At 71.9% G+C, this 25,475-nt stretch carries 16 protein-coding genes; 3 read left to right on the forward strand and 13 right to left on the reverse strand.

What is annotated here, in order from left to right:
• Window positions 1-126: 126 nt before the first annotated feature.
• Window positions 127-579, reverse strand: a complete 453-nt coding sequence (locus ABZ193_RS34665) for a hypothetical protein (protein WP_237337868.1) — start codon at window positions 577-579, stop codon at window positions 127-129.
• 122 nt (window positions 580-701) lie between these two features.
• On the opposite strand from ABZ193_RS34665, the gene ABZ193_RS34670 reads away from it, so the two are divergent.
• The gene (locus ABZ193_RS34670; protein WP_237337867.1) at window positions 702-1,442 is read left to right on the forward strand and encodes a TetR family transcriptional regulator; all 741 of its coding nucleotides are present in this window, start codon (window positions 702-704) and stop codon (window positions 1,440-1,442) included.
• A 63-nt stretch (window positions 1,443-1,505) separates the two neighbouring features.
• Here ABZ193_RS34670 and glgB read toward each other — a convergent pair whose 3' ends face one another.
• The 9 genes from glgB to malQ all read right to left on the reverse strand — a co-directional run bounded on the left by glgB (window position 1,506) and on the right by malQ (window position 20,443).
• Complete coding sequence (gene glgB, locus ABZ193_RS34675; protein ID WP_237337866.1) at window positions 1,506-3,692, reverse strand: 1,4-alpha-glucan branching protein GlgB; 2,187 nt, start codon at window positions 3,690-3,692, stop codon at window positions 1,506-1,508.
• Window positions 3,689-5,080, reverse strand: coding sequence for an aminoglycoside phosphotransferase (locus tag ABZ193_RS34680; RefSeq protein WP_354712848.1), 1,392 nt, complete (start codon window positions 5,078-5,080; stop codon window positions 3,689-3,691). The genes glgB and ABZ193_RS34680 overlap by 4 nt, the downstream gene beginning before the upstream one ends.
• A 1-nt stretch (window position 5,081) precedes the next feature.
• Window positions 5,082-6,893 carry a maltose alpha-D-glucosyltransferase gene (treS, locus tag ABZ193_RS34685; protein ID WP_027936240.1) on the reverse strand — a complete coding sequence of 604 codons (1,812 nt, stop codon included), beginning with the start codon at window positions 6,891-6,893 and terminating at the stop codon, window positions 5,082-5,084.
• 102 nt (window positions 6,894-6,995) lie between these two features.
• Window positions 6,996-8,981, reverse strand: a complete 1,986-nt coding sequence (locus ABZ193_RS34690; RefSeq protein WP_020420584.1) for a maltotransferase domain-containing protein — start codon at window positions 8,979-8,981, stop codon at window positions 6,996-6,998.
• A gap of 595 nt (window positions 8,982-9,576) precedes the next feature.
• Entirely contained in the window at window positions 9,577-11,712 is a 2,136-nt protein-coding gene (gene glgX / locus ABZ193_RS34695) for a glycogen debranching protein GlgX (RefSeq protein ID WP_354712849.1), read from the reverse strand.
• 643 nt (window positions 11,713-12,355) lie between these two features.
• Complete coding sequence (gene treZ, locus ABZ193_RS34700; protein WP_354712850.1) at window positions 12,356-14,062, reverse strand: malto-oligosyltrehalose trehalohydrolase; 1,707 nt, start codon at window positions 14,060-14,062, stop codon at window positions 12,356-12,358.
• Window positions 14,059-16,329, reverse strand: a complete 2,271-nt coding sequence (treY, locus tag ABZ193_RS34705; protein ID WP_354712851.1) for a malto-oligosyltrehalose synthase — start codon at window positions 16,327-16,329, stop codon at window positions 14,059-14,061. Before treY ends, treZ begins: the two co-directional genes overlap by 4 nt.
• Window positions 16,326-18,443, reverse strand: coding sequence for a glycogen debranching protein GlgX (gene glgX, locus ABZ193_RS34710; RefSeq protein WP_354712852.1), 2,118 nt, complete (start codon window positions 18,441-18,443; stop codon window positions 16,326-16,328). Before glgX (ABZ193_RS34710) ends, treY begins: the two co-directional genes overlap by 4 nt.
• A 59-nt stretch (window positions 18,444-18,502) precedes the next feature.
• The gene (gene malQ / locus ABZ193_RS34715) at window positions 18,503-20,443 is read right to left on the reverse strand and encodes a 4-alpha-glucanotransferase (protein ID WP_354712853.1); all 1,941 of its coding nucleotides are present in this window, start codon (window positions 20,441-20,443) and stop codon (window positions 18,503-18,505) included.
• A gap of 57 nt (window positions 20,444-20,500) precedes the next feature.
• Here malQ and ABZ193_RS34720 point away from each other — a divergent pair, with 57 nt between their 5' ends.
• The gene (locus ABZ193_RS34720) at window positions 20,501-21,766 is read left to right on the forward strand and encodes an alpha-amylase family protein (protein ID WP_020420578.1); all 1,266 of its coding nucleotides are present in this window, start codon (window positions 20,501-20,503) and stop codon (window positions 21,764-21,766) included.
• Here ABZ193_RS34720 and ABZ193_RS34725 read toward each other — a convergent pair.
• The 3 genes from ABZ193_RS34725 to ABZ193_RS34735 form a co-directional block, all read right to left on the reverse strand.
• Window positions 21,760-22,548 carry an SDR family oxidoreductase gene (locus ABZ193_RS34725; RefSeq protein ID WP_354712854.1) on the reverse strand — a complete coding sequence of 263 codons (789 nt, stop codon included), beginning with the start codon at window positions 22,546-22,548 and terminating at the stop codon, window positions 21,760-21,762. The genes ABZ193_RS34720 and ABZ193_RS34725 overlap by 7 nt on opposite strands.
• A gap of 56 nt (window positions 22,549-22,604) precedes the next feature.
• A complete protein-coding gene (locus tag ABZ193_RS34730) occupies window positions 22,605-22,904 on the reverse strand; it encodes a hypothetical protein (protein WP_237337859.1) in 300 nt (99 codons plus the stop codon).
• Between the two features lie 73 nt (window positions 22,905-22,977).
• Window positions 22,978-23,616, reverse strand: coding sequence for a DUF6801 domain-containing protein (locus tag ABZ193_RS34735; protein ID WP_354712855.1), 639 nt, complete (start codon window positions 23,614-23,616; stop codon window positions 22,978-22,980).
• A gap of 258 nt (window positions 23,617-23,874) precedes the next feature.
• Between ABZ193_RS34735 and ABZ193_RS34740 the strand changes: the two genes are divergently transcribed.
• Entirely contained in the window at window positions 23,875-25,374 is a 1,500-nt protein-coding gene (locus ABZ193_RS34740) for an AMP-binding protein (protein ID WP_354712856.1), read from the forward strand.
• The last annotated feature ends 101 nt before the right edge of the window (window positions 25,375-25,475 follow it).

Below are 25,475 nucleotides of genomic sequence, written 5' to 3' on the forward strand. Positions count from 1 at the left end.
TCCGAGCCCCGCCGAGCGGGGCGGCCAGCGCCGCCCCCGGGTGGCGGCGCTGTTTCCGCGCCGGGGAAGCGCGCATGCCTCGGTGATGGGGAACAGCCCGCCGCGGCCGGAAAGCGCCTACTCGCTTCAGCGGTAGCGGCCCGCCGAGCGGATCGCCGCCAGCACCGCCGTCAGGCTCGGCAGCCAGCGCTGCTGCGGGTCCGGCGGCACGATCCACCGCGCGAGGTCGGCGGGGCCGTGGGTGCCCGGCATCGGGATGGAGGTGCCCGCCGTCAGCACCCGCACGTCGCGGGGGAGGAACTCGGCGTCGCTGCCCAGGATGTCGGCCTCGACCAGGAAGATGACCACCGAACCGTGCTTGGTGGGCACGCTCAGCGCGGGCCCGCGGCAGCCCTGGCGCGCCAGGTTCTCCAGCACCTGCTCGGCCCGGGCCCGCGGCACGGCGACCGCGCCGATGCCCGCCCCGATCACGAAGTTGAGGGTGCCGTTCTGCCAGTGGACCGGCCAGCCGAACGTGCGGCGGTAGTCCACGGGCGTGCTGGCCGGACGCTTGGTGCCCAGATCGTGATCGACGCTCATGACGAGCCCCCTTCCCGGTGAGGCGGGGCACCAGAGCGGCAGTGCCCGAGTCGGCGGTGGATGACTGTGATGCTAATGGCACTGCGTGCCCTTAGCAAGACCGGCCTGTTAGTTTCGTCCTCATGTCCGACGAGTCCCGGTCCGCGCCGCGACCGCGGGTGGGCAGGACCACCGCGGGGCGCAGGCGGCTGCGGCACGCCCTCACCGTGGCGGCGATCGAGAAGTTCTCCGAGCAGGGGTACGACGCCACCACGGTCGACGAGATCGCCTCGGCCGCCGGTGTCGGCCGTCGCACCTTCTTCCGGTACTTCCGGTCGAAGGAGGACGCGATCTTCCCGAACCACGAGGAGGTCCTCGGGCGCATCGAGCAGCTCTTCGCCACCGCGGACGAGCGGCAGAACCCCCTCGAAGTGGCGTGCGCCGGGGTCGGGCTGGTGCTCGACTCCTACCTCGCCGACCCGGACGTCTCGGTCAAGCGCTTCGCCCTCACCCGCACCGTGCCTTCGTTGCGGGACAAGGAGGTCGCGAGCGTCGACCGCTACCAGCGCGTGCTCGCGACCTTCCTGCGCGCGCGGTTCCAGTCGGCCGGCGACCCGCTGTGGGACCTGCGCGGCTCGGTCGCCGCGGCGGCGGTCGCGGCGGCCCACAACCACGTCCTGCGCCGGTGGCTGCGCAGCGGCGGCGCCGAGGACGCCCACGCGCACGCGAAGGAGGCGTTCGCGCTGGTGATCGACGCCTTCGCGGACACCGCGGCCCCGCGCGCGGACCGCGACGACGAGTCGGTGGTCGCCGTGCTCAAGACCTCCGCCCCGCTGTCCGAAGTGGTCCGGCAGATCAGCCAGGCGCTGCGCTCCGCCGACTGAAACGGCACGGGGTGCCACTCCCGCAGGAGTGGCACCCCGTGCCATTAGTGCTGGTGGCGACGATCACTCCTCCGGCGCGAGCCAGAGCACCCCGGACGGCGGCAGCTGCAGCACCGCCGACGCCGGCTGTCCGTGCCACGGCTCCAGCTCGGCCTCGACCGCGCCGTAGTTGCCCACCCCGGAGCCGCCGTAGATCTCGGCGTCGGTGTTCACGACCTCGCGCCACCGGCCCGCGGCGGGCAACCCGACCCGGTAGTCGTGGTGCGGCATCCCGGCGAAGTTCGCCACGCACGCCAGCCGCGAGCCGTCCTCGCCGATGCGCAGGAAGCTCAGCACGTTGCCGCCCGAGTCGTTCGCGTCGATCCAGGCGAAGCCCTCCGGCGTGGTGTCCGCGCTGAACAACGCCGGCGACGACGTGTACGCGGCGTTCAGGTCCCGCATCAGCTTCTGGATCCCGCCGTGCAGCGGCTGTTCCAGCAGGTGCCAGTCCAGCGACCGCTCCTCCGACCACTCCTGCTCCTGGCCGAACTCGCCGCCCATGAACAGCAGCTGCTTGCCGGGGTGCGCCCACATGAACGCCAGCAGCGACCGCACGCCGGCGGCCTTGTTCCAGTCGTCGCCGGGCATGCGGCCCCACAGCGAGCCCTTGCCGTGCACGACCTCGTCGTGCGACAGCGGCAGCACGAAGTTCTCGCTCCACGCGTACACCAGCGAGAACGTCATCTCGTTGTGGTGGTAGGACCGGTGCACCGGATCGTGCGCCAGGTAGTGCAGCGTGTCGTGCATCCAGCCCATGTTCCACTTGAACCCGAACCCGAGGCCGCCCAGGTGCGTCGGCCGCGTCACGCCCGGCCACGCCGTCGACTCCTCGGCGATCATCACCGCGCCCGGGTGTCGCTTGTAGACGGTCGCGTTCAGCTCCTGCAGGAACCGCACCGCGTCCAGGTTCTCCCGGCCGCCGTACTGGTTGGGCACCCACTGGCCCTCCGGCCGCGAGTAGTCTAGGTACAGCATCGAGGCCACCGCGTCCACGCGCAGACCGTCCAGGTGGTACTCCTCCAGCCAGAACAGCGCGTTCGCGACCAGGAAGTTGCGCACCTCGTTGCGGCCGAAGTCGAACACGTACGTGCCCCAGTCCAGCTGCTCGCCGCGGCGCGGGTCGGCGTGCTCGTACAGCGGGGTGCCGTCGAAGCGCGCCAGCGCCCAGTTGTCCTTGGGGAAGTGGGCGGGCACCCAGTCCACGATCACGCCGATGCCGCGCTGGTGCAGCCGGTCCACGAAGTACCGGAAGTCGTCCGGGTGGCCGAACCGCGCGGTCGGCGCGTAGTAGGAGGTGACCTGGTAGCCCCACGACCCGCCGAACGGGTGCTCGGCGATCGGCAGCAGCTCGACGTGCGTGAAACCCATGTCCCGCACGTAGTCGGCCAGTTCCTCGGCCAGCTCGCGGTAGCCCAGCCCGGGCCGCCACGAACCGAGGTGCACCTCGTAGACGCTCATCGGCGCGTTCGCCCAGTTGGTGGCGTTGCGCTTGGCCAGCCACTCCTCGTCGGACCACTCGTAGGCCGACGCGGTGACCACCGACGCGGTCGCGGGCGGTTTCTCCGTCGCGAATGCCATCGGGTCGGCCTTCTCGTGCCACTGCCCGTCGGCGCCGAGGACGCGGAACTTGTAGTGCGTGCCGATCTCCACGCCCGGGATGAACACCTCCCACACCCCGGACGAGCCGAGCGAGCGCATCGGGTGCGACCGGCCGTCCCACCCGTTGAAGTCGCCGATCACCCGCACCCCCCGCGCGGTCGGCGCCCACACCGCGAACGACGTGCCGGTGACGACCCCGCTCGGCGTCTCGTAGGACCGGGGGTGCGCGCCCAGCACGTCCCACAGCCGCTCGTGCCTGCCCTCGCCGATCAGGTGCTGGTCCAGCTCGCCCACCGTGGGCAGCCACCGGTACGGGTCGTCGAGCGTGCACACCTGCCCGTCGTAGTCGACCTCCAGCCGGTAGTCGCCGGGGTGCTCGGGCACCGTTCCGGCGAACAGGCCGTCCACGACCCGTTCCAGGTCGAACTTGTGGTCGGCGGCGACCACGCTCACCCGGCGCGCACCCGGCCGCAGCGCCCGCACCACCACCGCGTCGCCCACGGTGTGCACACCGAGGACCGAGTGCGGGTCGTGGTGCGAGCCGGCCAGCAGCCGGTCGATGTCGCCGGGCGGCGGGGCCGCCTCGGGCAGTTCGGCTGGGACCGCGTTCACGGTTGTTCGCCTCCTGCGGTGATCCGTGCGATGGATGCCAACGGCACGGTCAGCCATTCCGGCCGGTTGGCGTGTTCGTAGGCCACCTCGTAGACGGCCTTGTCGAGCTCGAACGCGCGCAGCAGGTCGCCGTGCGCACGCGGGTCGCCCACCGTCTCCGGCGCCGCCTTGGCGTAGCCGTCGCAGAAGGCCGACCGGTTGCGCCGCGCCCACTCCAGCGCCCGCTCGGTGAGCCGCGGATCGTCCTCGTCGTGGCCGATCAGCATCTGGTGCGCCGCGTAGTCGAACGAGCGCAGCATCCCGGCGACGTCCCGCAGCGGCGAGCGCAGCGCCACCCGTTCGGCCGCCGGCGCGGCCGGCTCGCCCTCGAAGTCGATCAGCAGCCACCCGGTGACGCAGCGCAGCACCTGTCCCAGGTGCAGGTCACCGTGGATGTACTGCATGGACACCGGTCCGCGCGCCTCCCGCAGCTTCTCGAAGGCGGCGCGCAGCGCCGGGGCGTGCTCGGCCAGTTGCGGCACCGCGCGGCTGACGGTGTCCAGTCGATCCCGCATCGCCTTGACCGTGCGGTCGAACTCGCCCTCGTCGGCGATCTCGTCGCCGAGGGCCCGCCGCAGGTCGCTGTGCACGGAGGCGACAGCCTGGCCGAGCCGCTGCGCCTCCCCGGCGAAATCGCCGCCCACCTCGTCGGGGGGCAGCTCGGGATCGGCCATGAGGTCCCGGACGCTGGTGGTGGCCATGGCCCAGCCGTCCACCGCGTCGGACACGAACTTCTGCAGCATCCCGATCGTGACCGGCTCCCCGTCGAGTTCGCCGGTGATCGAGCCGAGCAGGTCGGCGATGTGCTTGCTGCCCACGTCGTGCAGCGCCCGGTGCAGGCGCAGGTCCGGGTTCTCGCCCGGGGTGAGCTTGCGGAACAGCTTGAGGATGTAGTGGTGACCGAACACGAGCGAGGTGTTGCTCTGCTCCGCGCCCACCGGCCGGGCCCGCAACCCGCTCCGCAGCTCGGTGCCCGGTTCGCGCTCGAACCGCAGCGAGCCGATCCGCGCGTCCCCGGCGATCAGGTCGAGCAGCTTGCTCGTCAGGTCGGCGTCGCCGGTGGCCTCGTAGCAGGGCAGGCCCTTCTCGGTGCCGATCCAGCTCGACCCGAGGTACTCCGGCAGGTGGGCCTGGCTCCCGATGAGGAGCTGGTACGGCTCGCGCCGGTCGTCCTGCTCCACCTCGACGACGAGGTGGAGCAGGAGCGGGTCGCCCGGCATCAGGACCGTCGTGCTCAGCGGGCGCACCGCGGTGATCGGGCGGTCCTTCCCGGCGAACCACCGCTGCGTGGGCAGCCACTCCGGCAGTTCGGTCACCAGCGCGCCGACCAGCTCACGGGGATCGGTCAAGTCACTCACCTCGCCTCGCCTTCGCGTCCGCGTCCAGCAGCTGGAACCAGTAGAAGCCGTGCCCCGGCAACGTCAGCAGATAAGGCAGTTCCCCGATGTCGGGGAACTGAACACCGCCGGTGAGCTCCAGGGGCGTGTAACCGTGATGCTCCGACAGGTCCAGCTCGACCGGTTGCGGGAATCGCGACAGATTGTTCACACACAGGACGATGTCGAGCCGCCCGTCCGGCCGGATCCAGGTCCGCTTGTAGGCCAGCACGCTCGGGTTGGACCCGCCGAGCTCGACGAAGTCGCCTTCGGCGAACGCGTGGTGCTGCTTGCGGACCTCGATCATCCGCCGCGTCCAGTTGAGCAGCGACGACGCGCTGTCCCGCTGGGCCTCGACGTTGATCGCCTGGTACCCGTAGACCGGGTCCATGATGACCGGCAGGTAGATCCGGCCCGGGTCGCAACCCGAGAAACCGGCGTTGCGATCGGGCGTCCACTGCATGGGTGTGCGCACCGCGTCGCGGTCACCCAGCCAGATGTTGTCGCCCATTCCGATCTCGTCACCGTAGTACAGAACGGGTGACCCGGGCAGCGAAAGCAGCAAAGCCGTGAACAACTCGAGCTGGTTGCGGTCGTTCTCCAGCAGCGGCGCCAGGCGGCGGCGGATGCCGATGTTCGCCTTCATCCGCGGGTCCTTGGCGTACTCCGCGTACATGTAGTCGCGCTCTTCGTCGCTGACCATCTCCAGCGTCAGCTCGTCGTGGTTGCGCAGGAAGATGCCCCACTGCGCGCCGTCCGGGATCTTCGGCGTCTGCGCCAGGATCTCCGAGATCGGGAAGCGGGACTCCCGGCGCACGGCCATGAAGATGCGCGGCATCAACGGGAAGTGGAACGCCATGTGGCACTCGTCGCCGCCGGTGGCCGGGTCCCCGAAGTACTCGACCACGTCGGAGGGCCACTGATTCGCCTCGGCCAGCAGGACCCGGCCCGGGTACTCGTCGTCGACGACCTTGCGGCAGCGCTTGAGGAACTCGTGCGTGCGCGGCAGGTTCTCGCAGTTGGTGCCCTCCTGTTCGAACAGGTAGGGAACCGCGTCCAGACGGAAGCCGTCGATGCCCAGGTCCAGCCAGAACCGCAGGACGTCGAGCATGGCCTCCTGCACGTCCGGGTTCTCGTAGTTGAGGTCGGGCTGGTGGGAGAAGAAGCGGTGCCAGTAGAACTGGCCGCGCACCGGGTCGTAGGTCCAGTTCGACGTTTCGGTGTCCACGAAGATGATGCGCGCGTCGGCGTAGCGCGAGTCGTCGTCGCTCCAGACGTAGTAGTCGCCGTAGGGCCCGTCGGGGTCGGACCGCGACTGCTGGAACCACGGGTGCACGTCCGAGGTGTGGTTGAGGACGAGGTCGGTGATCACGCGGATGCCGCGCCGGTGGGCCTCGTCGAGGAGGTAGACGAAGTCCTCGACCGTGCCGAACTCCGGCAGCACCGCGCGGAAGTCGCTGATGTCGTACCCGCCGTCGCGCAGTGGCGAGGCGTAGAAGGGCGGCAGCCAGAGGCAGTCGACGCCGAGCCACTCCAGGTAGTCGAGACGGCCGGCCAGGCCGCGCAGGTCGCCGGTGCCGTCGCCGTTGGAGTCGGCGAACGCGCGCACCAGCACCTCGTAGAAGACAGCGCTCTTGTACCAGTGCGGGTTGTCCGGGGCCTGTTTCGCGTGCTTGAAGTCGTCGGCCTGCGGCTCGACGAGCATCCCGTCGGGGGTCATCGCCTCACCGGTGTGCGGGATGCCCTCCAGACCGAGCGCCGCGTCGGGCCGGGCGTCTTCGTCCATGAACTCCACCTCTCCCCACCTCATCCGGGTGCGTTCGACTACCCCGGCGCCGGTCGGTGCGCGGGGTTCTCCGTGGAAAAACCGTGTTGTGTCGGGGCCGGATCAGTCGCGGCCGGCCAGGCGCCGCTGGACGCCGACGACGTGCGCGACCGAACGCCAGGGTTCGAGCCGCACGTAGTTCGCCTGGCCCCAGTCCCAGGTCTCGCCGGTGACCTCGTCGTGCGCGATCAGCCGCTCGTGCCAGTCGAAACCGAGCGCGGCCAGGTCGAGCCAGAGGGTCCCCTCCTGGGCCTGGTGCGGATCCAGGGTCACCACCACGACGACGGTGTCGCCCGTCGCCGGATCCTGCTTGGAATACGCCAGCAGCGCCGGGTTGTCCACGTGGTGGAACCGCAGCGTGCGCATCTGCTGCAGCGCGGGGTGGGCGCGGCGCACCGAGTTGAGCTTCGTCAGCCACGGCTCCAGCGAGCGGCCCTCCGCCAGCGCCTGGTCGAAGTCGCGCGGGCGCAGCTCGTACTTCTCCGAGTTGAGGTACTCCTCGCTGCCCTCGCGCACCGGCTCGTGCTCGTACAGCTCGTAACCGGAGTAGACGCCCCAGGTCGGCGACAGCGTCGCGGCGAGCGCGGCGCGCAGCGCGAACATGGCCGGGCCGCCCTTCTGCAGCGACTCGTGCAGGATGTCCGGCGTGTTGACGAACAGGTTCGGCCTGCCGACGTCCCAGTGCTCGACCAGGTCGACGCCGAACTCGGTCAGCTCCTCCTTCGTCGTGCGCCAGGTGAAGTAGGTGTAGGACTGGGTGAACCCGAGCTTGGCCAGGCCCCACAGGCGGGCCGGGCGGGTGAAGGCCTCGGACAGGAACAGCACGTCCGGGTGCGCGTCCTTCACGGTCTTGATCAGCCAGGCCCAGAAGTCCGGCGGCTTGGTGTGCGGGTTGTCGACCCGGAAGATGCGGACCCCGTGCGAAACCCAGTGCAGCACCACACGCAGCACCTCGGCGTAGATGCCCTCGGGGTCGTTGTCGAAGTTGATCGGGTAGATGTCCTGGTACTTCTTCGGCGGGTTCTCGGCGTAGGCGATGCTGCCGTCCGGGCGCGTGGTGAAGAACTCCGGGTTCTTCAGCACCCAGGGGTGGTCGGGGGCGGCCTGCAGCGCCAGGTCGAGGGCGACCTCCAGGCCCAGCTCGGTGGCGCGGGCGACGAAGTCGTCGAAATCGTCGATGGTGCCCAGCTGCGGGTGGACCGCGTCGTGGCCGCCCTCGTCGGATCCGATGGCCCACGGCGAGCCGACGTCGGTCTCGTCCGGGGTGAGGGTGTTGTTGCGCCCCTTGCGGTTCACGCGGCCGATTGGGTGGATCGGGGGCAGGTAGACGACGTCGAAACCCATGCGCGCGATGCGGTCCAGGGCCTTGGCCGCGGTCTGGAAGGTGCCGTGCACGGGACGGCCTTGCTCGTCCCAGCCGCCGGTGGAGCGGGGGAAGAACTCGTACCAGGACCCGAACGCGGCGCGTTCCCGGTCGACCCAGATGCGCATCGGCTTGCCCTTGGTGACCAGCTCGCGCACCGGGTACTCGTGCATGATCCGGTCCACGTCGACCGACAGCGCGGGGCCGACGCGCTCGGCGAGGTAGCGGTCGGTGTCGCGCAGGGCGTGCGCGGCGCTGGTGAGCAGGGCGCGCTCGCGGCGGCGGTCCGGGCGGCGCGAGACGCGGTCCAGCAGGCGGGCGCCGGTCTCCAGGTCGTTGGCCAGCTCGGTGGCGTCCTGCCCGGCGGCCACCTTGACCTTGACGGCGTGCTTCCAGGTCGACCAGGGGTCGCTCCACGCGTCGACGCGGAAGGTCCACAGGCCCTCGGCGTCGGGGACGATGACCGCGCCGAAGCGGTCCAGACCAGTGCCCTGCTCGGTCATCCGGGTGCGGCGGGAGATCCGGTCGTGCGGGCCGCGCCAGGACACCGTGGCGGCGACCGCGTCGTGACCCTCCCGCCAGACCGTCGCCGAGATCGGAACGTGTTCCCCCACCACCGCTTTCGCCGGGTAGTGGCCACAGCTGACCGCTGGGGTCACGTCGTCGATGCCGAGCCGGCCGGTCATCGGCAGCGCCCCTCTCACCGTTGTTGTCGAATATGCAGCCCCACCCGACGGCCCGGTGGGGACGTACAGGTCTTCGGAAGGAGGTACCCAGCTGCGAACGTGCGCAAACTACCGCCTCGGGTGTCACTCTCCGTCGGCGGGCCACGTGTGTCCAGTGTGGTCATCGACTGGTAACCCACGCGTCACGGCGTGGTTCGCTTCGGCGCCTTCCACGCGCACTTTCGACCCCTCAACGGCGTTCAGGCAAGTCGGGTAACACCAACGGGCGTCAGCTCGGAAGGGCTTGCCACGCCTGGGATCGGGGTGCCCCGTCGTACCCGCCGGTAACCCTGGGGGCGCTGGTCTGTTCCGGTGGTCGTGGAGAGGTGCGGGTGGTGCTGGTTGGTGGGGGAGGGGGATCGGGCGGTGGTTGCCGGGGTGGTCACGCTCCGGCGTGGGCGGATGGTGCTCGCCCCGCCTGCACCGCCTGTGGCGCCGCGCCCGCAAGAGGGGAGCGCGGCGCTGGCGTTCGCGGTGCCACCTGCCGCCACACGTGTCGCCGCGCGGCGTGCTCCTGCCGCACGGTGCTCCACCTCTGTGACAGCGCTCGGCCGGTCTACCTCGGCGTGATGTCGCGGGGGGCGCGGAGCAGCAGCAGCGCCCTCGCGGGCAGGGTCAGCCTGCTGCCGGGCGTGAGGGCACCCGGGGTGGCGGGGCTGCCGTCCGGTGTCGTGGTGTCCAGGGTCGGCTTCAGGGTCTCGCCGAACTCCGGGCCGGGCAGGGTGACCTTCACGGGCTCGTCGCCGGAGTGGAGGATCAGCAGCCACGAGTGGTCGGCGATCAGTTCGCCCTCACGGGTGCGGGACTGGCTGTTCGACCCGTCGATCCACATCATCAGCGTGCGGCGGCCGCCGTCGAACCAGTCCTCCTCCGTCATCTCCTCGCCGTCGGGGCGGAACCAGATCAGGTCGGGCCGCCCGGTGGGCGTCGTGCGGCCTTCGAAGAACTCGGGCTGCCTGAGGGCGGGGCTCGCGGCCCGCAGGTGCACCAGCCGTCGCGTGAAGGCCAGCATCGCGGTCGCGTCCGGGTCGCCGGACCAGTCCAGCCACGACGTCTCGTCGTCCAGGCAGTACGCGTTGTTGTTGCCGCCCTGGGTGCGCCACAGCTCGTCACCCGCGACGAGCATCGGGGTGCCCGTCGACAACAGCAGCGTCGCGAGCAGGTTGCGCGCCTGCCTGGCCCGCAGCTGCCGGATCTCCGGATCGTCGGTCTCGCCCTCGGCGCCGTGGTTCCACGAGCGGTTGTCGTTCGTCCCGTCGCGGTTGTCCTCGCCGTTGGCCTCGTTGTGCTTTTCGTTGTAGGACACCAGATCCCGCAGCGTGAAGCCGTCGTGCGCGGTGATGAAGTTGACCGACTGCCACGGGCGGCGAAGGTTGTGGTCGTACAGGTCCGACGACCCGGACAGCCGGAACGCCAGGTCGTCCACGCCCACCGCGCCGCGCCAGAAGTCGCGCACCGTGTCGCGATAGCGGCCGTTCCACTCCGCCCACTGCGCCCCGAAGTCGCCGACGCGGTAGCCGTGGCCGGTCACGTCCCACGGCTCGGCGATCAGCTTGCACCGGGACAGCACCGGGTCGGTGGTGATCGCGGTCAGCAGCGCCGAGTCGCGGTCGAACGCGCCGCCGCCGGGCCGCCCGAGCGTGCTGGCCAGGTCGAACCGGAACCCGTCGACACCCATCTCGGTCGCCCAGTACCGCAGCGAGTCGGTGACCAGCCGGATCACCGTCGGCGAACGCGGCTCCAGCGTGTTGCCGCAGCCGGTCAGGTCGATGACGTTGCCGCGGCCGGCGTGCAGGTAGTAGGCCGGGGCGTCCAGGCCGCGGAAGGACAGGGTGGGCCCGTCCAGGCCGCCCTCGCAGGTGTGGTTGAAGACCACGTCGAGGATGACCTCGATGTTGGCCGCGTGCAGGGCGGCGACCATGGTGCGGAACTCGGCGACCTCGCGCCCCGGCTCGCTCGCGTACCCGGCGTGCGGCGCGAAGTACCCCAGCGGCGAGTACCCCCAGTAGTTCTTCCGCCCGGTGCGCACCAGGTAGGGCTCCTCGGTGAACCAGTGCACCGGCAGCAGCTCCACCGCGGTCACCCCGAGCCGCACCAGGTGCTCGATCGCCGCCGGGTGCGCCAGGCCCAGGTAGGTGCCGCGCAGGTTCGCCGGGATCTCCGGGTTGCGCTGCGTGAAGCCCTTCACGTGCATCTCGTAGATGACCGACTCCTCGAACGGCACCTCGGGCTTCACGCCCGTGTCCGGGCCGCCGTGCGAGGTGACCACCGACAGCGGCACGCTGCCCAGCGAGTCGACCTTGGAGCGCCGGTGGTGCATCGGGTCGCCCGCGTGGCCGAGCGCGGCGGTCAGGTCGGTGAGGGCGCCGGTGATGCGGGTGGCGTACGGGTCGACGAGGATCTTGTCCGGGTTGCAGCGCAGGCCGCGCGACGGGTCGTACGGGCCGTGCACGCGGTAGCCGTACTTCTGGCCCGACGTCACGCCGGGCACCAGGCCGTGCCACACGCCGAAGGTGCGCTCGGTGAGCTCGACCCGGCGTTCGGAGCCGTCCTCGCTGATCAGGCACACCTCGACGGCGTCGGCGACGGTCGAGGTGACGGCGAACCGGACGCCCCCGCCCTCCGGGTGCGCGCCCAAGGGGAAGGGGCGCCCGGCGAGGACGAGGTTGTCGGTGGCAGGTCGGATGGCCATGCCCCGATTCTCCCAGCACCCCCCGACCGTTTCGTCACCGCCGAACGGTGTTGATCAGGTGGGGGTGCGGGAGCCGGTGGTGACGGCGGGTGGCCGCGGCGAGGGGACGAGGGGTTGTTCGCGCAGGTCGGTGGCTTCTGCGCGGGGGGATGGGTGGCGGGTAGGTGGGGCTGGTCGCGGGGGTGGTGAGGGTTTGGTCACCGCCGCAGAGTGCTGATCAGGTGGGGTGCGGCGGGTGTGGGTTTGTCAGCGCACGTCGGTGCCTTCTGTGCGAGGCGGATGGGTGGTCGGTACGTGGGGGCGGCCGGGTGGGTGGTGACCGGGCGTGGCGGGTGGGCGCGTTCGCCCAGGTCGGCGCGGGCGGATGGTGGTCGGTATGTGGGGGCGGCCGGGTGGGTGGTGACCGGGTGTGGCGGGTCGGCGGGTTCGCCCAGGTCGGCGCGGGCGGATGGTGGTCGGTAGGTGGGGCGGCCGGGTGGGTGATGACGGGGTGTGGCGGGTCGGCGCGTTCGCCCAGGCCTGCAGCCCCTTCGGCGGGATGGATGGCAGGGCGGTGGGCTGACCGCGCGGGGTGGTGCGGGTTTGGTCACCGCCGGGCGGTGGCGGTCGGGCAAGCCCGCGGGCGGTCGGTGACCTGGCGTGATCAGCCGAGCGTGTCGATCAGGACGAACGTGTCCGGGGGCAGGTGGGTGGCCGTGGCGTCGCCCCACGAGAGCAGCACCTGGCTCGCCGGTTCGCCCAGGTCGGCGGCCTCGGGGCCGAAGTTGCACACCAGCCGCAGGGCGCCGCGGTCGACGGTCAGCAGCGGGCCGTCCGCGCGGACCTCGAACCGGTCCAGCCAGGGGTCCGCCAGCTCCGGCCGGGACCGGCGCAACGCGATCAGCGACCGGTACAGGTCGAGCACCTCGCGGTGCCCCTCCTTGCCCGGCTCGGACCAGTCCAGCCGCGAGCGCTCCACCGTCGCCGGGTCCATCGGGTCCGGCACCTCGGCCTCGCCCCAGCCGTGGCGGGCGAACTCGCGGCGGCGGCCCGTCCGGACGGCCTCGGCCAGCTCCGGGTCCGGGAACGACGCGAAGAACTGCCACGGCGTGCGCGCTGCCCACTCCTCGCCCATGAACACCATCGGCGTGTACGGCGAGCAGAACACGATCGCCGCGCCGCAGGCCAGGCGCCCGAGCGGCACCGAAGCGGACAACCGGTCGCCGGTGGCCCGGTTGCCGATCTGGTCGTGGTTCTGCAGGTAGATCAGGAACCGGTGCCCGGGCACCGTCCGCGTGTCGACCGGCCGCCCGTGCGTCCGCTCCCGGAACGACGACCACGTGCCGGCGTGGAAGAACGCCTGCCGCAGCGTCCTCTCCAGTGCCCCGGGCGCGCCGAAGTCGGCGTAGTACCCGCTGGTCTCCCCGGACAGCGTCACGTGCAGCGCGTGATGCAGGTCGTCGCACCACTGGGCGTGCAGCCCGTACCCGCCGCCCTCGCGCGCGGTGACCAGCCGCGGGTCGTTGAGGTCGGACTCGGCGATCAGCGTCAGCGGCCGCCGCACCGCCGCCGACAGCGCCTCCACCTCCACCGCCAGCTCCTCCAGCAGGTGCGTGGCCCGCCGGTCGCTCAGCGCGTGCACCGCGTCCAGCCGCAACGCGTCGACGTGGAAGTCGCGCAGCCAGCCGAGCGCGTTGTCCAGCACGTACCTGCGGACCTCGTCGGAGCCCTCGCCGTCCAGGTTGAGCCCTGGACCCCAGTCGTTGCTGCCTGCGAAGTACGGACCGAACCGGTCCAGGTACGCCCCGGACGGCCCGAGGTGGTTGTAGACGACGTCGAGCACCACGGCCAGGCCGCGCGCGTGGCAGGCGTCGACGAACCGTTTGAACCCGTCGGGCCCGCCGTAGGGCTCGTGCGCCGCGCCCCACAGCACACCGTCGTAGCCCCAGCCGTCGGTGCCGTCGAACGAGTTGACCGGCAGCACCTCGACGAACGTGACGCCGAGGTCGACGAGGTGGTCCAGCCGCCCGATCGCCGCGTCGAAGGTGCCCTCCGGGGTGAACGTGCCGACGTGCAGCTCGTAGATCACGCCGCCGGGCAGCGCCCGCCCGGTCCACGACCCGTCGGTCCAGTCGAACGCGGAGTGGTCGTAGATCCGCGACGGCCCGTGCACGCCCTGGGGCTGCCACGACGACCGCGGGTCGGGAAGCGCCTTCTCGTCGTCGTCGAGCACGAACGCGTAGTCGGCGCCCGGCGGCGCGGGCACGTCGGAGAACCACCAGCCGCCGCCACCGGCCGTCATCTCGTGATCGGCGCCGCCGGTGCGCACGCGCACTCGCGAGACGGCGGGCGCCCACACCCGGAAGGTCATGACTCTCCTCGGACCAGCAACGCGACCGGATAACGCGCGAGCATTTCCGACAGCTCGCCGGTGACCGCCGCGCCGGTGATCGCGTCCGTCCACTCACCGGCGGGCAGCGGCAGCACCGTGCCGCGCCAGCCGCCGCTCTCGGCCAGCCCGACGGGCAGCCGGGTGGCCACCGTGATCAGCCCGGTGCGCTCGAAGGCGACCACGTGCGCCGCGGCCGGGCCCTCGGCGTGCAGGCGGCGGTAGCCGGTGAACAGCTCGGGGGAGTCCCGGCGCAGGGTCAGCGCCCGGTGCACGACGAGCAGCTTCGCCGCGCCGGAGGAGTCGACCGGCGGCAGCCACCCGCCCTCGATCTCCTCCAGCAGCGCGGCCCGCAGCGCGTAGTCGACCGGCCGCCGGTTGTCCGGGTCGACCAGCGAGAAGTCCCACAGCTCGGTGCCCTGGTAGACGTCCGGCACGCCGGGTGCGGTGAGCTGGATCAGCTTCTGCGCCAAGGAGTTCGACCACCCCGGTTCACGCACCCGCGCCACGAACGACTCGACCTCGGCCGCCAGGTCCGCGTCGCCGAGGACCTCGTCCGGCCACGCCGCGACCGCTTTCTCGAACTCCTCGTCGTGGTCGGTCCAGGTGGTGCGGAGCTTGCTCTCCTTGGCCGCCTTGTCCAGGTAGTCCCGCAGCCGCTCCGGCGTGATCGGCCAGGCGCCCACCAGCGTCTGCCAGGCCAGCAGGTTCAACGACGGCTCGTCGATACCGCGCCGTCCGGTCCACCGCCGGACCGCGTCGGCGAACTCGCCGGGCACCTCCGACAGCACCGCCAGCCGCGCCCGCACGTCCTCGGACCGCTTGGTGTCGTGCGTGGTCAGGGTGGTCATCGCCGCGGGCCAGCCTGCCTCGCGGGCGGCGGCCATCGCGTGGAAGGCGTCCACGGAGGCGCCGAAGTCGTTGGGGGAGCCGCCGACCTCGTTGAGCGCGGCGAAGCGCGTGTAGCGGTAGAAGGTGGTGTCCTCGGTGCCCTTGGCCACCACCATCCCGGAGGTCTGCTGGATGCGGGTGGCCAGCTCGCCGTGCGGGTCCTCCCGCACCTGGAAGTCCAGCGCGTCGATCGCCTCGGACAGGTCGGGGCGCGCCGCGCGGGCAGCGGCGATCGCGGCCGCCCAGTGCGCCTCGCCCTCGGGCAGGTAGGACCGGTACACCGGGAACGCGACCATCGTCTCGGCCACCGCTCCCTGCGCCGCCTCCGGCTCCACGCCGCGCACCAGCGCGGCGATCCGGCGCACCTCGGCCACCAGGATGCGGTCGGTCACCAGCCGCCGGGCCCTGTCCTCGACCTCGTGGTAGTCCACCGGCTGGCCCAGCGACCGCGCCAGCTCGGTCAGCGGCGCCTCGCCCGCCGGGTCGACGAACAGCCCGGTGATCTCGCGCAGCGCGTCATAGCCGGTGGTGCCGTCGACCGGCCAGCTCTGCGGCAGGTCCTCGCCCGGGTGCAGGATCTTCTCCACCACGAGCCACGCCTCCGGCGCGCCCGCGCGCAGCATCCGCATGTAGCCGCCGGGGTCGGCGAGGCCGTCCGGGTGGTCCACGCGCAGGCCGGTGACGTCGCCCTCGGCGACCCAGCGCAGCACCTCGCCGTGGGTGGCGTGGAAGACGTCGGGCAGCTCGACCCGCACCGCGGCGAGCGTGGTGATGTCGAAGAAGCGGCGGTAGTTCAGCTCCGCGTTGCCCCGCCGCCAGCCCACCAGCTCGTAGTGCTGCCGCGCGTGCACCTCCTGCGGGCTGCCCTCGCCGGTGCCCGGCGCGATCGGGAACCGGTGCTCGTAGTAGACGAGTTCGTCGCCGTCGACCCGCAGCTCCGCCACGTCGGCGTCGTCGCCGAGGACGGGCAGCAGCACCTTGCCGCGCCGCCAGTCGATGTCGAAGTAGTCGGCGTGCGCCGAGCCGGGGCCGTTCCGCAGCACGTCCCACCACCACGGGTTGGCCTTCGCGACCTCGACCGCCATGTGGTTGGGCACGATGTCCACGACGAACCCGAGCCCCGCGTCCCGCAGCCGCTTCGCCAGCTCCCGCCGCGCGTCCTCGCCGCCCAGCTCCGGCCGCGCCCGCGTCGGGTCGACCACGTCGTAGCCGTGGGTGGACCCGGGCGTCGCATCCAGCACCGGGGAGGCGTACAGCGCGCCGACGCCGAGCTTGCGCAGGTACGGGATGCGGTCGGCGGCGTCGGCGAAGGTGAACTCCGGGCGCAGCTGGACCCGGTAGGTGGCGGAGGGTCTCATGCGTCCACCCGCTGCAGCACCACGAGCGAACGAGCGGGCAGGTTCATCGTGCCGCCGGCGGCCACCGGCTCACCCGGCTCCTCCGCGACCGTCCCGGCCTCGGTGTCGATCACCACCGCCCAGCCCGCGCCGTAGTCGGCGTTCGGCAGGGTCAGTTCGATGTCCTCGTAGTGCGCGTTGAACGCCAGCAGGAACGAGTCGTCGGTGACCTTCATGCCGCGCGGGTCGAGATCGTTGATGCCCTCGCCGTTGAGGAACGCGACGATGGCCTTGCCGAAGCCGTCGTCCCAGTTCTGCTCCTTCATCTCCTCGCCGGAGGGCGTGAACCAGGCGATGTCGCGCAGCTCCTCGCCCTTGCCGATCGGTTTCCCGGCGAAGAAGCGGCGGCGCCGGAACACCGGGTGCTTCTTGCGGAACGCGGTCAGCGCGGCGGTGAACTCGACCTGGTCGGCGTTGGCCTTGGCGAGCGACCAGTCCATCCAGGAGATCTCGTTGTCCTGGCAGTAGACGTTGTTGTTGCCCTGCTGGGTGCGGCCCATCTCGTCGCCGTGCAGCAGCATCGGCACGCCCTGCGACAGCAGCAGGGTGGCGAGCATGTTGCGGCGCTGCTTGGCCCGCAGCGCCAGCACCTCTTCGTCGTCGGTCTCGCCCTCGACGCCGCAGTTCCACGAGCGGTTGTCGTCGGCGCCGTCCCGGCCGTCCTCGCCGTTGGCCTCGTTGTGCTTGTTGTTGTAGGACACCAGGTCCTGCAACGTGAAGCCGTCGTGCGCGGTGACGAAGTTGATCGAGGCGTACGGGCGGCGGCCGTCGTCCTGGTACAGGTCGGAGGATCCGGTGAGCCGGGAGGCGAACTCGCCGAGCGTGGCGGGCTCGCCGCGCCAGAAGTCCCGCACGGTGTCCCGGTACTGGCCGTTCCACTCCGTCCACAGTGGAGGGAAATTGCCGACCTGGTAGCCGCCCGGCCCGACGTCCCACGGCTCGGCGATCAGCTTGACCCGGCTCACCGTCGGGTCCTGCTGCACCAGGTCGAAGAACGTGGACAGCCGGTCGACGTCGTAGAACTCGCGGGCCAGGGTGGCCGCGAGGTCGAAGCGGAACCCGTCGACGTGCATCTCGGTGACCCAGTACCGCAGCGAGTCCATGATGAGCTGCAGCGTGTGCGGGTTGCGCACGTTGAGCGAGTTGCCGGTGCCGGTGTAGTCCATGTAGTACTGCGGCTCGTCCTCGACCAGCCGGTAGTAGGCCTGGTTGTCGATGCCGCGCATGGACAGCGTCGGGCCGAGGTGGTTGCCCTCGGCGGTGTGGTTGTAGACGACGTCGAGGATGACCTCGATGCCTGCCTCGTGCAGGGCCTTGACCATGCCCTTGAACTCCTGCACCTGGCCGGCCTGCTCGGGCAGCGCCGCGTAGCCCTCGTGCGGGGCGAAGAAGCCGATCGTGTTGTAGCCCCAGTAGTTGCGCAGGCCCTTCTCGGCCAGGCCGTGGTCGGTGATGAACTGGTGCACCGGCATCAGTTCGATCGCCGTGACGCCGAGCTTCGTGAGGTGGTCGATCACCGCGGGGTGTGCGAGCCCGGCGTAGGTGCCGCGCAGCCGCGAGGGCACCTCCGGGTGGTTCATCGTGAGGCCGCGGACGTGCGCCTCGTAGATCACCGTCTCGTTGTACGGCGTGCGCGGCGGCCGGTCGTCACCCCAGTCGAAGAACGGGTTGACCACCACCGCGTGCGGGACGTGCGCCGCGGAGTCCGCGTCGTTGCGCTCGTCCGGCGAGCCGAACGGGTAGGCGAACAGCGCCTCGTCCCAGTCGACGTGTCCGGCGATCGCCTTGGCGTACGGGTCGATCAGCAGCTTGTTCGGGTTGCAGCGCAGGCCGCGTGACGGGTCGTACTCGCCGTGCACGCGGTAGCCGTAGCGCTGGCCGGGGCCGACGCCGAGCAGGTACCCGTGGTGGACGAAACCGTCGACCTCGGTCAGGCGGTGCCGCTCCTCGGTGCCGTCCTCGTTGACCAGGCACAGCTCGACGTGATCCGCGACTTCCGAGAAGACGGCGAAGTTGGTGCCCACACCGTCGTAGGTGGCACCCAGCGGGTAGGGCAATCCGGGCCAGGGCGGCACAGGTTCTCCTCTTTTGCGTTCGCGAGCCGTGTTCCGACGTGTGCCCAATCTAGCGGTCTTCAAGCACTTCGCCCGGTGAACGGGCGCGCGGCGCGCAATTCCTTCACGAAGTGGCGCAGTCGTGCGTCCGTGAAGAACTCCTCCGCGGTGACGGGCAAGGGAATCCGCCAGTTCGGGTACTCGTCCGTCGTGCCGGGCAGGTTGGGCTGCCGCACCTCGCCGACCACGTCCGCGGGCGCGGTCAGCAGCAGCCGCGACGCCGCGGACGCGAGCAGGGTGTGCAACGCCGCCACCGGGTCGTCGTCCGGGATGCCCTGCGCCCGCGCGAAGGCGAGCAGGTCGGCGCGCTCGGTCTCCGCGGCGGCTCGTTCCTCCTCCGGCGGCCCGTCGAGCAGTCCCAGTTCGGCCCGCACCCGCACGTGCTCGCCGGCGAGCCAGCCGGCGACGGTCGGCAGGTCGTGCGTGGTGATGCTCGCCATCGCGTCGGCGTCCCACTCCGCGGGCGGGACGAACGGGTGGCCGGGCGAGTCGTAGTCGCGCTGGAACCACAGCACCGCGGAGCTGAGCACCCCGCGCTCGTGCAGGGTCTTGGTCACCGCGGCCTCGACCGTGCCCAGGTCCTCGCCCACGACGACCGCGCCCGCGCGGTGCGCCTCCAGCGCCAGGATGCCGAGCATCGCCTCGGCGTCGTAGTGCACGTAGGTGCCGCGCGACGGCGGCTCGCCCGGCGGGATCCACCACAGCCGCCACAACCCGGCGACGTGGTCGATCCGGATGCCGTCGGCGTGCCGCAGGACGCCGCGGATCACGTCGCGGAACGGCGCGTAACCGAGTTCGGCGAGCCGGTCCGGGCGGAACGGCGGCAGGTTCCAGTCCTGGCCCTGCTGGCTAAAGGCGTCCGGCGGCGCGCCCACGGTCACCCGCGCGGCGAACGCGTCGCCCAGCGCCCAGGTGTCCGCGCCGCCGGGGTGCACGCCGACCGGCAGGTCGTGCACGATGCCCACCGGCATCGCGGCGGCCGCCTCGCGGGCGCGGCCGAGCTGGTCCTCGCACAGCTGCTGCAGCCAGCCGTGGAAGGCGATCCGGTCGGCCAGCTCCGCGCGGGCGGCGGCGACCTCCGGGCCGTGCGGGTCGCGCAGCGGCTCCGGCCACTCGCGCCAGTCCGGGCCGTGCCGTTCGGCCAGCGCGCAGAAGGTCGCGAAGTCGTGCACGGCGTCCTCCAGCGGCGCCGGCTCGTGCAGCGGCCACAGCAGTTCCAGCGCGGCCAGCTTGGCGCTCCAGACCGCGTCGTAGTCGATCAGGTCCGTGTTGTCCGGCCGCAGGGCCAGCACCCGGGCACGCAGGTCATCGTCCGCGCGCGCGAACTCGGGCGTGTCGGTGATCCGGAGGTAGAGCGGGTTGGCGTAGCGGCGGCTCGCCGGCGAGTACGGCGAGCGCTCGACCGGGTGAACCGGGCTGATCGCCTGCACCGGGTTGACCAGCAGCACGCCGGCGCCCAGTTCGGCGGCCGAGCGGCGGGCGAACTCCGCCAGGTCGCCGAAGTCCCCGGCGCCCCACGACCGCTCCGAGCGCAGCGCGTAGAGCTGCAGCATCCAGCCCCAGGCCGGGGGCACCTCGGGCAGGCGGTGCGGCACGACGGCGAGCACCACGTCCTGCTCGGCGGTCTCGATGCGGTGCCAGCCCAGCGGCAGATCGGCGGGAAGCATCCGGCCGATCTCCCGGCGGGTGCCGTCCTCCAAATGCAGGACAGCGGGCCCGCCCGCGTCGTGTTCGGTACCTTCTCGCAGCACGAGCGTCGGGGGCAGCACCGTGGCCGCCCGGCGTTCGCGGACCGCGGCCAGCTCGCGGCGGATCGCGTCCGGCCCGGAGGCGTCCACCCCGAACTGGGCGAGAACGGCGACGACGACGTCCGGCTCGACCTCGACCTCGCGTTGCTCGGCGTTCTCGTACCGGGTGGCCACTCCGTAAGCGTGCGCGAGGGCGGTCAGGTCGGTTTCCACCCGTTCAGGATCCCGGTCCCGGCCGGGGGCCGCCACACGACGAGACGAGGAGAACGCATGGGGCGCTGGGCCGATCACGCGATCTGGTGGCACGTCTACCCGCTCGGCTTCACCGGCGCGCCCGCCGGGGCGCTCCCGGCAGGCAGCGAGCCGCAGCACCGGCTCCGGCGGCTGGAGAACTGGCTCGACTACGCCGTTGAACTGGGCTGTTCCGGTCTGATGCTGGGGCCGGTGTTCGCGTCCGAGACCCACGGCTACGACACGGTCGACCACTTCCGGATCGACCCGCGGCTGGGTGACGACGCCGATTTCGACCGCCTGGTCGCCGCCGCGCACGGCCGCGGACTGCGGATCGTGCTGGACGGTGTTTTCAACCACGTTTCGCGCGCTTTCGGGCATCCGGAGTGGTTCCGCCGCGAGGGCGCGGACCACGCGGTGTTCGAGGGGCACGCGCACCTGGTGGCGCTGGACCACGCCCAGCCTGCGGTCGCGGACTACGTGGCGCGGGTGCTGGACCACTGGCTCGGCCGCGGCGTGTCCGGCTGGCGGCTGGACGCGGCGTACGCGGTGCGGCCGGAGTTCTGGGCGCGGGTGCTGCCCGGGGTGCGGCGGCGGCACCCGGACGCGTGGTTCGCCGGCGAGGTGCTGCACGGCGACTACGCCTCCTACGTGGCGCGCGGCGGGCTGGACACGGTGACGCAGTACGAGCTGTGGAAGGCGATCTGGAGCTCGCTGCACGACGGGAACTTCTTCGAGCTGTCCTGGGCGCTGAAGCGGCACGACGAGCTGATGGGGTCGTTCGTGCCGCAGACCTTCGTCGGCAACCACGACGTCACGCGGCTGGCGAGCCGCCTGACCGACGAGCGGCACCTGGCGCACGCGCTCGCGGTGCTGTTCACGGTCGGCGGCGTGCCCAGCGTCTACTACGGCGACGAGCAGGCCTTCCGCGGCGTCAAGGAGGAACGGGAGGGCGGTGACGACGAGATCCGCCCGGAGTTCCCGGCCGACGCGGGGCAGCTCGCGCCCTACGGCTGGCCGGTGTACCGCCTGCACCAGCGGCTGATCGGGCTGCGGCGGCGGAACGCGTGGCTGGTGCGGGCGCGGACGGAGGTCGAGCACCTGACCAACCGGGCGATGGCGTTCCGCTCCCGCTCCGGCGACGAGGAGATCCTGACGCTGCTGAACACCAGCGACGACGCGTACCGGTTCCCGGTGGACATCGACGGGCTGCGGGTGCTGGATTCGTCCTCACCGGACGGGAAAGCGCCGCTGCCCACGCTGCCGCCGCACGGGTGGGCGGTGCTGGGCCGGGCGTCTCAGTAGTAGATCGGGCCCGGCATGCCGCCGCCGGCCGGGATGGCGTCGCCGGTGATCGCCGCGCTGCGCGGGGAGGCGAGGAACGTGACGACGTCGGCCACCTCGGCCGCGGTGACCATCCGCCCGATCGCGCTGCCGCGGCCGAGCAGTGCCTCGGCCTCCGCGGCGGTCACGCCACGGGCGCGCGCGACGTCCTCGATCATCGCCGGGGTTCGTACCGTGACGGTCAGCCCGGGGTGCACGACCGTCACGTTGATCCCGTGCGGGCCGAGTTCGTCGGCGAGGTTCTTGGTCAGGGCGGCCACGCTCACGTTGCGGATCGAGCCGAACGGGCTGCCGGTGCGGCGCGCGTTGAGGCCGGAGACGTTCACGATCCGGCCCCAGCCGCGCTCGGCCATGTGCGGTGCGACGGCGCGCGCGAACCGGAGGTAGCCGAGCACCTTCGTCTCGATCTCGGCCCGCAGGTCGTCGTCCTCGAGAGCGGCGAGCGCGGTGGGTTTCGTGGGGTCGGCGGGTTGTGCCGCGGAGTTGACCAGGATGTCCACCCCGCCGAACTCCTCGACGGTGCGCGCGACCGCGGCGCGCACGACCTCGTCGTCGGTGGCGTCCGCGGGCACGGACAGCGTGTTCCCGCCGATCCGGGCGCGTGCTTCCGCGAGTGCCGCCGCGTCGCGGGCGACGATCGCCACGTCGGCGCCCTCGGCGGTCAGCGCCTGCGCGACCGCGAACCCGATGCCCCGGCTGCCGCCGGTGACGATGGCCTTCTTCCCGCCCAGCCCGAGATCCATTCCCGGATTGAAGCAGAGCCGCGGATGCCGGGGCGGGCACTGTCCCGAAGGGGCGCTCAGGCGGTCTCTTCCGGGCGGCGCCGCTCGATCATGGTGTCCGGGGCCGACTCGGGAACCTCGGTGCGCAGGTCGGAGTCGCGCAGGACTTCCCGTGCCTGCGCCTCCGGGTCGGCGCTGCCGGCGTGTTCCTCTTCGGGCAGCAGGGTCGAGCGCGTCTCCGCGCGGTCGTCCACCGCGTTGCGCTCGTCGAACACCCGCGGCCGGTCGAGGTCGTGCTCGGCGCGGACGCGGTCCTCCTCGGCGGGCGACATCTCGGTGGCGCCCAGATCCAGTGGCTCTTCGTTGCGCGGTGTCACGCGGGTGGGCTACCCGATCACCGGGTCCGCCACACCCCGCGCGGCCCGGCGCCCGGGCCGCGCGGGAGTTCCGTCAGCGGATCCGCTGCTCGGTGGCGGCCTGCGCGGCCTCGGTGATCTGCACGGTGGCGAGCACGTTGTCCTGCCCGGGGTCCTGCGTGCACTGGGAGTCGAAGGTGCCGAGGCCGGTGTCGGAGCCGTCGGCCTTCTTCGGGTGCAGGGTCAGCAGCAGGTCGCCGACCGTCACGGTCGCCTCGCCGGGCTGGGTGAAGGTCAGCGACGGCGTGGTGCCGGTCGCGGTGACGTCGAAGGCGCCGGAGGCGGGGATCGCGGTCGGCGGGATCGTGGTCGGGACGGTGACCGGCAGGGTCGCCTCGGGGGCGGCGACCGTGGCGGAGGCCTGCGCGGTGCCCTCCACCGTCTTGGCGCCGACCAGGTTCAGGCCGGCCGTGGCGGTCGAGGACACGGTGGCGACGGCCTCGATGCCGAACTCGGGCGTCGGCTGGCCGACGGTCGCGGTGGCCGGGATGTCGGCGTTGATCACGACGCTGATCGGCTGGTTGCCGATGAGCGGGAACGGGCAGGTGTAGGTCAGCGTCAGCGTGGCCGGGTCGGCGGCGCTGGTGCCCGCGCCGGCGAGCAGGCCGGCCGCGGCGGAAACCGCCAGTACCGATCCGGAGACGATTCCGCCGGCGATTCTCTTCCGATTCATGCACATCTCCATTGATAATCGCAGAAAAGGATTACTGATGAGTAATCTAATGACGTGAAATTGCTCCGGCAAGGTTGTCCGGAAAACTTGTCACCGATTGCAGGGGTTTCCGCGGGGAAGTTGGCATCTCTGCCGAAAGGCCTCCGGAGCTGCGTATTTCCTGGTGGCACTCACGTGGCTGACAAGTATCGATTCGCTCCGCTGGCACCCCGCTCACAAGTTTTGACACCCCATTCACAAGATCACTACGGTTCCGTTGTGACCCAAACACTCGCGTCCCTGCCGCAGTTCCTGGCGACCTGGGCGCGCCGGGATCCGGACGCCCGCGCGGTGTCCGACGGCACCCGCTCGCTCACCTGGGACGAGCTGGACCGGCGGGTGACGTCGGTGGCCGCGTGGCTGCGGCGGTTCAGCTTCGACGGCGTGCGCGCCGCGATCCTGGCCGACGAGGGCGTGGACTGGGTCGTCGGCTTCCTCGCCACCCTGCGTGCCGGGCTGGTCGCGGTGCCCGCCTTCGCGCCGGGGCGCGACGACGCCTGGCTCGCCGCGACGGTCATCGACGCGGCGCCGGAGATCGTGCTGACCACGGGGGAGAAGCTGCTCGACGTCCGCGCCCTCTTGGACGCCGCCGGTGTCGAGGTGTGGCGGATCGTCGCGATCGACACGGTGCCCGGCGATCTGTCCGACCTGGACGAGCCGGATCCCGCGGACGTCGCCTGCCTGTGCTACACCTCCGACTCGGTGGGGGTGGTGATCACCCACGCCGGGCTCGTCGACAGCGCCGCGCGCACCGCCGGCGCGCTGCGCCTGGGCGACCGGGCGTCGGTGGTCGTCAACTGGCTGCCGCTGTGCCAGATGGGGCTGCCGTTCGCGGTGGCCGCGCCGGTGTTCGCCGGGTGCCCGTCGGTGCACCTGGCGCCCGATCGCGTGCGGGAGCGGCCGGAGATCTGGCTGCGCGCGCTCGCGGCGAACCCGGGCGCGGTGACGGCGGCGGGGAACTCGTTCCTGGCGCGCTGCGCGGTGCCGGACGGGCTGGACCTCAGCGGCGTCCGGGCGGTGCTGGACGTGGGTGAACCGGCGCGGCACCGGGCGGTGCTGCCCGGGTCCGGCCTGCGTCCCGACGCGCACCGGGCCGCGTACGGGCTGCTGGAGGCCACCGGCTTGGTGTCCGTCGGGGACGGTCCGGTGTCCAGCGGGCGGCCCGGCCGCACCGTCGCGATCGTCGACCCGGTGACGCGCCGGTCGCTGCCTGCCGGCGCGGTGGGGGAGATCTGGGTGACCGGGCCGACGGTGGCGCGCGGGTACTGGCGCCGGCCGGCGGCGTCGGCGGAGACGTTCTGCGCGCTGTTGCGCGACGAGGCCGACGCGGGGGAGCCGGGCTGGTGGCTGCGGACCGGGGACGTCGGCTTCCTGTCCGGCGGCGAGCTGACCGTACTGGGGCGGCTGGAGAACCGGTTGCCCGCCGGGGCGGTCCAGGCGGAAGCGGTGGAGGCGACGATCGAACGGGTCGTGCCCGAACTGCTGCCCGGCTCGACGGTCGTGTTCGCCGTCGAGGACGAGGTCGTGGTGCTCGCCGAGGCGCCCGGCCCACTGACCTGCGCGGCGGCCGTCGAGCAGGCCGTCGCGGACGGATACGGCCTGCGGGTGCGCGACGTGCACGTGGGCCTGCCGGGAACGCTGCCCCGGACGGTTGCGGGCAAATTGGCGCGTGCCGCCTGCCGGGAGGCGTACCTGGCGAGCGCGCCGGCCGTTTCCTAGGCGCTGTCCGGGAGGTTTCCGGTAGCCGTCGCCACGGTGCAGCAGATCCCGCGTCGCCACGGCCTGCCACCACAGGCCCCTGCGAACCCAAGCCAACGCGA

The organism is Amycolatopsis sp. NPDC006125 (assembly GCF_040614195.1).
GTDB lineage: Bacteria > Actinomycetota > Actinomycetes > Mycobacteriales > Pseudonocardiaceae > Amycolatopsis_E > Amycolatopsis_E tucumanensis.